Raw genomic sequence first — 3,182 nt, forward strand, 5'->3', positions numbered from 1 at the left:
TCTGTCTGTATTGAGTTACCGCCATGAGAGTCAAACGGGGCAATGTTGCCCGCAAGCGTCGCAAGAAGATCCTCAAGCTGGCCAAAGGCTTTCGCGGAGCCGGCTCTAAGCTGTTCCGCACCGCCAACCAGCAGGTGATGAAGGCCCTGCGCAGTGCCTACCGGGATCGCCGCCGCAAGAAGCGGGATTTTCGCCGCCTCTGGATTGCCCGCATCAATGCCGCCACCCGCGCCCAGGGCCTGCGCTACAGCGAGTTCATCGACGGCCTCAAAAAAGCCAATATCCAGCTCAATCGCAAAATGTTGGCCCGCTTGGCTTTCCTGGATCCCGAAGCCTTCACCCAAGTGGTGGCTGCGGCCCGCCAGTCCCGCACCGCCTGAAGGGGATGGGATCTCAGTCTCCGTTGGCCTCGGCGATCCAGAGGTCTTGCTGGGCGGCCAGCCTGGCCTTAGTTTGCCTAGGGATCCCTGCCGCTGCCCGTCCCTGGTCAGAGATTGTTCGTTCGGGTCAGTTGCGAGTTGCAGTCAAAGACAACCTCAGGCCGTTGGCGTTTCGCGATGCCGAAGGCAAGCTGCAGGGGTTTGAGATTGACCTAGCCCGCGAGCTGGGATCCCGGCTGCTGGGATCCCCGGCGGCGGTGGAGCTGGTGCCAGTGGCCAATGTGGAGCGGCTACAGGTGCTGACTGCAGGGGAAGTGGATCTGGCCATCGCTCAGATCGGCATCACACCGGATCGGGCGCGCCAGGTGGAGTTCACCTCGGCCTACTACCCGGATGGCCCCAGCCTGGTTGTGGCCCGTTCCCAAAACTGGACGAGCTGGTCAGAGCTGCGCGGCGCGCGGATTGCCGTCCTACGTGGATCGGCCGCCATTCCCCACCTCCAGCGCTACCTCCCAGGGGTTGAGTTGGTGGCGGTGGATTCCTACCAGGAAGGGGCAGAATTGCTCCTAAAAGGGGCGGTGCAGGCCTGGGCAGCGGATCGCTCGGTGCTGGCGGGGTGGCTGGCGGAGCACCCCCAGTTTCAGTTTCTGGGATCCCCGTTGGCGACAGTGGGGCTGGCCATTGCCCTGCCCAAGGGGCTGGAGCATGCTGAATTGCGGCTGCGGGTGCGCCGAGAACTGGAGAACCTGCGCGCCGAGGGCTGGCTGGCGGAGCAGGCCAGAGCTTGGGGCCTGCCCTAGGCCAGTTACAGACACCCTTCACAGCCCTGGGCTTCCAACTCTCCCCTCCTTTTGGGAGAGAAGCTGAAAGTGATGGTCTCAGCGGCACAGAGCGCTTGAGCGTTGTCTTGTTGGCAATGGCAAGGGCTCCGCGCCCACCAGACGCCGTTTGCAGTTAGCCAGCAGGGGTTGCGAGCCAAGGGATCCAGCCGGCTACTCTTCCTCCGGCAATTCGGGGGGAGGCTCCTGCCACTGCGGGTCGTCCAAGATGGCTTTCTTGGTTTCTTTGAGCTGTTTCCAGAGCTGTTTGATCTGCCGATAGGCTTCCTCCGGGGTGATCTTGCCCCCCGTTTCCAGGCCACAGATCAAAGACACCCTGTTGCTGAATTCTTGTAAATTGGCATCGAAAACCAAATTCTGGGGTCTCACCTCGCCCCAGTAGGGATAGCGAGGCGAAATAAACTCATCTTTGTTGGGGGGTAGGTTTGACTCTGTCACGGCACAACCAAGATAAAAGGGCTATTAAAACCGGAAGATTGGGAGGAGAACTCTACTGAGCTCTAATCCAGAGAAGAATCTATAGAAGAGATTATGGACGCTTTTTCTTGACCGGTTTGGGAACTTTGGCCGGATCCCGCGGCGGATAAAGTTGATCTGAAATAGACTGCTGACCTGAAGACGAGGGAAGAGAGCCCTTCTTGACTTTGGGGCGGGGCGTTGAGTGCTTCAGGCGGGGGCGCGGCGGCGCTTTGAGCACAGGGCCGATGGGAGTTCCCGCCTCTACGTAGAGCAGGGATCCGCGGCGACGCACCTGTAGATCCCAGAAATTGCCTACCTCCTTGCCCGGCAGGGAGCCGATCAGGCGCAATTTGAAGGCTTGGGGCTTGGGAGCTATTCGGGTAGGCGGGACGGGATCCTTGCTCCGCTGAGAAGAAGGGCTGGCAGAGGTTTTTTTGCCCGATTGGCGAATTTTGACGATGATAAACCCTTTCTCCTGGGACTGAAAAACAACCTCGCCCCGAATGGAAAACCAATCCGGCACCACCGCCGGACGGGAGCCCTCAGGGAGCGTCTGCCCCATTTCTTCGGGGGCCCACACCCCCATCAGCTGCACGTGCAGATCTTCGCTCTTGTCGCGGGTGCGAGGATAGACCACCCACAGGTAGTTGCGGTCTGGCTGTAGGTGCTTACGTACCAGACTCATCACCCGGCCCAGCAATACGGCATTCAGCTCCAAGCCATCTGAGGTACGTAAGACCCCGCGGGTAAAGTGCCCAGGGGAAGGAATGTACTGTCCCTCGATGAGGCCAATCGCCCGGTATTGCATCTTCTCCCCAGGCGGCGGGATGGGTTCCAAACAGACTCGCTCTCTTTCCGCCGCTTTTGTCGTCGCCAAAGTAGCAGTGGTACCGACAACAGGCTGCAAAGACTCCGTCCCGCTACCGCGAGCAGAGCCAGCGGTTGACACCGAATCCTCAGCTTTTCCCGGCAGGGAGGAGGCCCTGGCCTCGCCAGTTGAGCTGGGTCTGGGGGGCCGCACAGATCGAAAGGGAGGTCTTAGCTCTGAGGACATTGTGACGGTTCCGTTGCAATCGATCCAGAAGGTTAACTTAAGTGCTCAAGAAGGGGCAGTGATGCTCGTCTGGCAGCGCAAGACATTTGCTGTTGCAAAAACAGGCCCTACTTCTGCCCTCGACCCAAGACCTGCCCAACACACCACCCAGCCTAACAACGCTTTTCCTGGTTCGTCTCAGTCGGCCAACCCACATTCCCTCGCGTCGGAGGCGTCTGTCGGCCAAAAGAACGGCTGTTGTTGTCACCAGCGTAGCTGAAGATAATAGCAACTGCTCCAGGAAAAGGAAAAGCAATATAGTCGTTGCAAGCAAAATTAAGACGCTTCGCCCCCTCTCCCCTTGTGGGAGAGGGGAGCTAGAGCTCAACCAGCAAGCTGTTCCATGGCTGTTTGCCATAACTCTATCTGCTGAGCAGAGCTCTTGCCTGGCCTCGCCCAGTGCCCTACTTA

4 protein-coding genes are annotated in these 3,182 nt (G+C 59.4%); 2 read left to right on the forward strand and 2 right to left on the reverse strand.

Going from position 1 to position 3,182, the window contains the following annotated elements:
- The first annotated feature begins 23 nt into the window (after nucleotides 1-23).
- Nucleotides 24-380, forward strand: a complete 357-nt coding sequence (gene rplT / locus NW853_RS02075; protein ID WP_414333801.1) for a 50S ribosomal protein L20 — start codon at nucleotides 24-26, stop codon at nucleotides 378-380.
- 5 nt (nucleotides 381-385) lie between these two features.
- Entirely contained in the window at nucleotides 386-1,180 is a 795-nt protein-coding gene (locus NW853_RS02080; RefSeq protein WP_414347459.1) for a transporter substrate-binding domain-containing protein, read from the forward strand.
- A gap of 192 nt (nucleotides 1,181-1,372) precedes the next feature.
- On the opposite strand, the gene NW853_RS02085 is transcribed toward NW853_RS02080, so the two are convergent.
- Together NW853_RS02085 and NW853_RS02090 are read right to left on the reverse strand one after the other, a co-directional pair.
- A complete protein-coding gene (locus NW853_RS02085; RefSeq protein ID WP_414333797.1) occupies nucleotides 1,373-1,657 on the reverse strand; it encodes a hypothetical protein in 285 nt (94 codons plus the stop codon).
- A gap of 91 nt (nucleotides 1,658-1,748) precedes the next feature.
- Nucleotides 1,749-2,627: a hypothetical protein gene (locus tag NW853_RS02090; RefSeq protein WP_414347462.1), complete on the reverse strand. Its 879-nt coding sequence runs from the start codon at nucleotides 2,625-2,627 to the stop codon at nucleotides 1,749-1,751.
- Nucleotides 2,628-3,182: the final 555 nt, after the last annotated feature.

The organism is Synechococcus sp. H55.11, assembly GCF_047462475.1.
Taxonomy (GTDB): domain Bacteria; phylum Cyanobacteriota; class Cyanobacteriia; order Thermostichales; family Thermostichaceae; genus Thermostichus.